This window comes from Selenomonas sp. KH1T6 (assembly GCF_900108415.1).
Lineage (GTDB): Bacteria > Bacillota > Negativicutes > Selenomonadales > Selenomonadaceae > Selenomonas_B > Selenomonas_B ruminantium_A.
Genome location: NZ_FNWN01000022.1, coordinates 46,359 through 53,017, shown reverse-complemented (window position 1 = coordinate 53,017; position 6,659 = coordinate 46,359). Strand labels below are relative to the sequence as shown.

The 6,659-nt window shown below is 56.5% G+C and carries 6 protein-coding genes and 1 pseudogene; all 7 read left to right on the top strand.

The window, feature by feature from the left end; all coding sequences use genetic code 11:
* A pseudogene (locus BLW59_RS12260) lies at positions 1 to 942 on the top strand (hypothetical protein); the annotation flags it as partial.
* 85 nt (positions 943 to 1,027) lie between these two features.
* Positions 1,028 to 1,363, top strand: a complete 336-nt coding sequence (locus BLW59_RS12255) for an EscU/YscU/HrcU family type III secretion system export apparatus switch protein (protein ID WP_029540387.1) — start codon at positions 1,028 to 1,030, stop codon at positions 1,361 to 1,363.
* 18 nt (positions 1,364 to 1,381) lie between these two features.
* A complete protein-coding gene (locus BLW59_RS12250; RefSeq protein ID WP_074698023.1) occupies positions 1,382 to 1,738 on the top strand; it encodes a YraN family protein in 357 nt (118 codons plus the stop codon).
* Positions 1,739 to 1,756: 18 nt separating this feature from the next.
* A complete protein-coding gene (locus BLW59_RS12245) occupies positions 1,757 to 3,277 on the top strand; it encodes a YifB family Mg chelatase-like AAA ATPase (RefSeq protein ID WP_029540383.1) in 1,521 nt (506 codons plus the stop codon).
* A 296-nt stretch (positions 3,278 to 3,573) separates the two neighbouring features.
* Positions 3,574 to 4,731: a bifunctional diaminohydroxyphosphoribosylaminopyrimidine deaminase/5-amino-6-(5-phosphoribosylamino)uracil reductase RibD gene (ribD, locus tag BLW59_RS12240; protein ID WP_074698022.1), complete on the top strand. Its 1,158-nt coding sequence runs from the start codon at positions 3,574 to 3,576 to the stop codon at positions 4,729 to 4,731.
* Positions 4,732 to 4,741: 10 nt separating this feature from the next.
* Positions 4,742 to 5,377 (top strand): riboflavin synthase, encoded by a 636-nt coding sequence (locus BLW59_RS12235; RefSeq protein WP_029540378.1) that lies wholly within the window; start codon positions 4,742 to 4,744, stop codon positions 5,375 to 5,377.
* A gap of 22 nt (positions 5,378 to 5,399) precedes the next feature.
* Entirely contained in the window at positions 5,400 to 6,641 is a 1,242-nt protein-coding gene (locus tag BLW59_RS12230; protein ID WP_029540376.1) for a bifunctional 3,4-dihydroxy-2-butanone-4-phosphate synthase/GTP cyclohydrolase II, read from the top strand.
* Positions 6,642 to 6,659: the final 18 nt, after the last annotated feature.

The window sequence follows — 6,659 nt, the reverse complement described above, 5'->3', positions numbered from 1 at the left end:
CAGCAGCCCATGATGCAGCAGGGGCAGCAGATGCAACAGACGCCCCAGGGGCAGCAATCAATGTCACAACAAAATCAGACTCTTCAGCAGGAACCGTTCTTTATGCAACAGCTGCGGATGCAGCATCAGCAGGGGCAGCTCACCCAGCCAAATTCTCCTCAGCAGGAGGCCATGCAGCAGGCCAAGGCACAGCTTATGAGCCAGACTATGGAGAACACTCCTCAGACCATGGAAACCATGAAGGATCTGGCTCAGCTGCTCTTGAAGAACGCCCAGCTTACCCAGCGGGATGCCCAGCTTCTGCAGAATTTTGTCAATGGCCGTCAGAGCACCATGGGGGAGCAGGAGGCCAGACAGCTGCAGCAGCTTATCCGCCTTTGCCAGCAGAACGTGCCCGTCACTGTCCAGCAGGCGGCTTTGCAGCAGAATATACCCGACCTTCCCAGGCTCTATGCCTTTATGCAGCTTTGCGATATGGCTAATACCCGCCAGATGAATGGCAAGCAGCTGAAAAATGCAAGCCGTGACGTAGCGGCTTTCGTGCTGGCCATGCGGGGTTCCATGTCAGGGGATAATTCCGTGGTGCAGGGGCAGCGGGCCCTGAGTTTTATGATGCCCATGTATTTAGGGGAAAATGAGCAGAGCTATCCTTCCTATATTCATGTTTACGACGAGGCCAGGCAGGATCCGGAAACTGGTTATCTGAAAAAGGAAACCTGGCTCAGGCTTTGCGTGCTGACGGAAAATATCGGGGCAGTGGAGCTTACCTGCCGGGTCTTTGACGAAAACCAGCTGGATATGAGGCTTTTCTTCTCGGATTCTGAGATTGCTGATGAATTCCGGGCCAGCATGCAGGATATAAGGCGGGCCCTTAGAGGCTCAGATAATCTGAAACTCAATGAGCTGAAGGTAGGGGCTGTGGGAGAGCGGCGTTTTATCTGAGAAAAGTCTGCCAGCAGGCAGGAATAGCGGGCTGGGAAGCGAATAAGAGCAGAGAGGAAATGGGATAACGAGGTAGGTGAGAGATATGCCCAGGAGGGGGAGCCGTCCCATAGAGGAGCCGGAAACTGATCCTAATGCAGAAGCCAAAGCGGTGGCTCTGCGCTATGATATGGAAAGGGACAGGGCCCCCAAGGTGGTGGCCAAGGGCAGGGGCTATGTGGCGGAAAATATCATGGCGGCGGCTCAAAGGGCTGCTGTGCCGGTATATCAGAACAAGACCCTGGTGAATATGCTGATGGCGCTGGATATAGACAGGGAGATACCCCCGGAGCTCTATCGGGCCATTGCAGAGGTCATGGCTTATGTCTACCGCATAGACAAGCACGCCGGGGAGCGTCGCAAGAAAAACAACCAGAGGTAGAAAAAGAAGGTCCTGCGGATGGATAACAAGAGCCTGGGGAGCCGCGGCGAGGAAGCTGCGGCTCTCTATCTGAAGCGTCACGGCTATGAGATACTTGAGCGGAATTTCAGAGTGCCCGCAGGGGAGATTGACATTGTGGCGGGCATAGGGGATATTCTTGTCTTTGCAGAGGTGAAGACCCGCCGCTCAGGGAAATGCGGCCAGCCTGCCCAGGCTGTGGGCTATCGCAAGCAGCAGAAGATCATCATGACAGCAAAATGGTATTTGAGGCAGAGGCATCTGGAAGAGTGCCCCTGCCGTTTTGACGTGCTGGAAGTCTATGCTCATGGCGAGACCTGCCATATCAGGCATTTGCCGGGAGCCTTTGAAGCGTAGAGGAAAGGGGGAGTAGGATTGTTTGCCAGAACATTCGGAGCGGCTACCCTGGGGGTGGATGGGGTGATCATCACCACGGAGGTTGATGCAAGCTCCGGCTTGCCAGGCATGGATATAGTGGGCTTGCCGGATGCAGCGGTGAAGGAATCAAAGGAACGTGTGCGCACCGCTATCCGCAATACGGGCATCAAGCTGCGGCAGGAGCGTGTCACTATCAACCTTGCCCCGGCAGATCTGAAGAAGGATAGCTCAGGTCTTGATCTGCCCATCGCTGTGGGACTTTTGACGGCCTATGGGACTGTCACCCAGGAAAGTGTGGAGAAGAGCCTTTTTACAGCGGAACTTTCTTTGGAAGGGAAGTGCCGTGGAGTAAAGGGTGTCCTGCCTATGGCGGTGAAAGCCAGGGAGGCGGGCTTTGAAAATATCTTTGTGGCAGAAGAAAATGCAGAAGAAGCTTTGCTGGTAGATGGACTGACGGTGTATGCCCTGAGTGATTTGGGCCAGCTGGTGCGCTACCTGAATGGCCAGGAGGCGCTGGAGCCGGCCAGGCCTCAGCCAGAGGAAAGGGCAGACCGGGATTTTGCGGATGATTTCGCCGATGTGCAGGGGCAGTATCAGGCCAAGCGGGCGCTGGAAATCGCTGCTGCAGGAGGCCACAATGTGCTCATGGTGGGGGTGCCGGGTGCAGGCAAGACTATGCTGGCACGGCGTATGAGTTCTATCCTGCCGGAGATGACCAGGGAAGAAGCCTTGGAAGTGACAAAAATCTACAGCATAGCAGGGCTGCTCTCGGGTAAGGGGCTGGTGAAGGAGCGGCCTTTCCGCAGTCCTCATCATACCAGTTCCATGACGGCCTTGATTGGCGGCGGCAGCGTGCCGAAGCCAGGAGAGGTGACGCTGGCTCATCATGGCGTGCTCTTCCTGGATGAGCTGCCGGAGTTCAGCAAGAAGACTCTTGAAGTGCTGCGCGAGCCCATAGAAGACAGGCAGATCACCATTTCCAGAGTGCATGCTTCCCTGACCTTCCCCTCCAGTTTCATCCTGATCGCAGCTGCGAATCCCTGCCCTTGTGGCTGGGCTGGGGACAAAGAAAAGGACTGCAGGTGCACGCCTGCGGAAATCAAGCGTTACAATCAAAAGATTTCAGGCCCGCTGCTTGACCGCATAGATATCCATATCAGGGTGCCCAGGGTGAAGTATGAGGAGCTTTCTTCCAGGAAGCGGGCGGAATCTTCCAGCCAGATACGCAAGAGGGTCTTGGCGGCCAGAGAGGTACAGCTGAAGCGTTTGGGAGCGTACCATCTGTTCTGCAACGCCCAGATGAATCATGCTCTTTTGCAAAAGCTTTGCAACCTGGAACCTCAGGCGCAGAAGCTTCTTGAGCAGGCTTTCAAAAGCCTGAACCTGTCTGCCAGGTCATATGACCGCATTGTGAAGGTGGCCAGGACGATAGCTGATCTGTCCGGGGCGGAAAATATAGAGGCCGGTCATATAGCCGAAGCCATACAGCTCAGGAATGACAGCGACAGTGAGTTTTAAGTGCATTTGCCTATGGAAAAATCTGAAAAATTATGTTATGCTATTAGCTGATGAGACATCGCTCTTTGAGGCGGGGAGAATTTCCCCACCGGCGGTATAGCCCGCAAGCTCCTGATGGTTGGAGCACGACACGGCGAGATTCCGTGGCCGACAGTGAAGCTTTGCTTCTCCGTAGCAGCTGTTGCGGAATAGTCTGGATGAGAAAAGGCATGTTAGGCTTTATTTTGCATGCAAAGACCTCGCAGAAGAGTTTTCTCCTGCGGGGCTTTTTGGTTTGAAGAACTTTGCCTCATTAAATGATTTATAGCGAGGTGAGTTTGGTGACGGATGAAGATTATATGCGGGAGGCTCTGCGGGCGGCGGAAAACGCCCGGGGTCGCACTTCGCCCAATCCCCTGGTGGGGGCGGTGATAGTCCGGGAGGGGCGCATCATTGCCACGGGCTGGCACCGTGAGGCAGGGACGCCTCATGCGGAAATCCATGCCCTGCGCATGGCGGGTGAGCTGGCCAGGGGGGCAACGCTCTATGTGACCTTGGAACCCTGTGCCCACTACGGCCGCACAGGTCCCTGCGCCAAGGCAGTGGCTGAGGCGGGCATCGCCCGGGTGGTGATAGCCCTGCAGGACCCCAATCCCAAGGTGGCAGGCAAGGGCATTGCCATTCTGGAGGAAGCGGGCATTGAAGTCAAGTGCGGCGTGCTGGCCAGAGAGGCAGCACGGCTCAATGAAGCTTTCCTGAAATGGATTCAGACGGGGCTGCCGCTGGTGGCCATGAAGACTGCCATGAGCCTGGACGGCAAGATTGCCACCTTTACGGGGGGTTCCCAGTGGATTACCGGAGAGGAGGCACGCCGCAGGGTGCACGAGTACCGGGATGTGTATGACGGCATCCTGGCAGGCATTGGTACGGTGCTGGCTGATGACCCCAGCCTCACCACACGGCTGGAAGGCGGCCTGGGAAAAAATCCCGTGCGGATCATCGCAGACAGCATGGCCCGTACGCCGCTTGATTCCAAGCTTTTAACAGATGGTGCGGCACCTGTCCTTATTGCGGTGACGGAAGCTGCCCCTAAAGAAAGAGTGGAAGCTTTGAAGTCGGCTGGCGCTGAGATAATATTGGCCGGCCCCGGTCCTCAGGTGGATATGACTTTGCTCATGAGGGCACTGGGGGAGAGGGACATCACCTCTGTTTTTGTGGAAGGCGGTGGCACAGTAAATTTCTCCCTGCTGAAAGCCGGACTGGTGGACAAGGTTTACGCCTTTGTGGCTCCAAAGATCATTGGGGGCAGGGAGGCCAAGACACCTGTAGAAGGGGAGGGCTTTGCAGAGCTTTCGGAAGCTGCAGAGCTTACCCGCCTGGAGGCCGAGACGGTGGGCATAGATGTGCTGCTCACCGGCTATGTGCAGAAGGAAGATATGCCCCTGTGGCTGCAGATGGACGTGGAAGAAAGCTGAGGTGGGAAGGTTGTTTACTGGCATTATCGAAGAATTGGGCAGGGTAGACAGCATCGGCTCGGGCCGCCTTTCCATTTTTGCTGACAAGGTGCTGGAGGATGTGCAGTTGGGGGACAGCATTGCCGTCAATGGCATCTGCCTGACGGTCACCAGCTTTGACAAGCGGCACTTCACTGCCGATGTGATGCCTGAGACCATCAGGCGCACGGCTTTGCGGGAGCTGAAGAAGGGCAGTCCCGTGAATCTGGAACGGGCCCTGACTCTCTCCAGCCGCCTGGGAGGCCATATCGTCAGCGGCCATATTGACGGTACCGGGGAAGTGGAATCCTTTGTTAGTGAGGGCAATGCGGTCCTGCTGAAGGTGCAGGCGGCGCCGGAAATCCTCCATTATATTGTGGAGAAGGGTTCTGTGGCCCTGGATGGCATCAGCCTGACGGTGGCGGCGGTGACGGAGACGGATTTCACCGTGAGCCTTATCCCCCATACCCGTGAGGTGACCAACCTGCACGCCAAGCAGAAGGGCAGCCCCATCAACATCGAGACGGATGTGCTGGGCAAGTATGTGGAAAAACTCCTGCGGGGGAGCGAGGCTAAGGAAAAGCAAAGCGGCCTTACCCGGGAGTTTTTATTGCAGAATGGATTTTGAGATAGGAAAGGAGCCTAAAAACATGTCTGAACAGGCTGCTGATTACAAGGATAAATTTGCCACGGTGGAACAGGCCATCGAGGACATCAAGCATGGCAAGATGGTAGTGGTAGTGGATGATGAGGACAGGGAGAATGAGGGGGACCTCATAGTGTCCGCCGCTACTGTGACTCCCGAGGATATCAACTTCATGGCGAAATTCGCCAAGGGCCTAATATGCACTCCTATTGACGGCCAGCGCCTGGATGAGCTGAACATCGGCCAGATGGTGGTGAACAATACGGACAACCACGAGACGGCTTTCACCGTGTCCATTGATGCCTTTGATACGGATACGGGCATTTCCGCCTTTGAACGCTGCCAGACCATCAAGAAGCTTCTGGACCCCACCGCCAAGGCCTCCAGCTTCCGCCGTCCCGGCCATGTGTTCCCCCTGCGGGCTGTGGAGGGCGGCGTGCTGCGCCGGGCAGGCCATACGGAAGCCACGGTGGACCTGGCAAGGCTGGCGGGCTTCTATCCTGCAGGTCTCTGCGTGGAGATTATGGACGATGACGGCCACATGATGCGCACCCCGCGCCTCATTGAGTTTGCGGCAGAGCACGGGCTGAACATCATCACTGTCAAGGCCCTCATTGAGTACCGCAAGCGCACGGAGACCTTTATCCAGCGGGTGGCAGATGTGGATTTCCCCAGCAAGTTCGGCCATTTCCGCATCAAGTCCTACGAAAGCAAGCTGGACGGCAAGTGCCATCTGGCCATCGTCAAGGGAGATGTGGCTGGCAAGAAGGATGTGCTGGTGCGCGTACATTCCGAGTGCCTTACGGGAGATGCCCTGGGCTCCCTGCGCTGCGACTGCGGCGACCAGCTGGCCCTGGCCCTGAAGAAGATTGAGGCTGAGGGCGAGGGCGTGGTGCTCTACATGCGCCAGGAGGGCCGCGGCATCGGCCTGGCCAACAAGATGCGCGCCTATGCCCTGCAGGACAAGGGGGCAGATACGGTGGAGGCCAATGTGGAACTGGGCTTTGCCCCGGATCTCCGGGATTACGGCATCGGTGCCCAGATTCTTTCCGACCTGGGCCTCACCAGCATCCGCCTTATGACTAATAACCCGGCGAAAAGGGCAGGCCTTGAGGGCTACGGTCTGGAAATCGTGGAGCGGGTGCCCCTGCAGGTCAAGGCCAACAAGTTCGACAAGCGCTACCTCAGGGTTAAGAAGGCCAAGATGGGCCACAAGCTTTCGGAAGAGACTTTGGAAGGCAAATAAATTCTTATTTCATATACT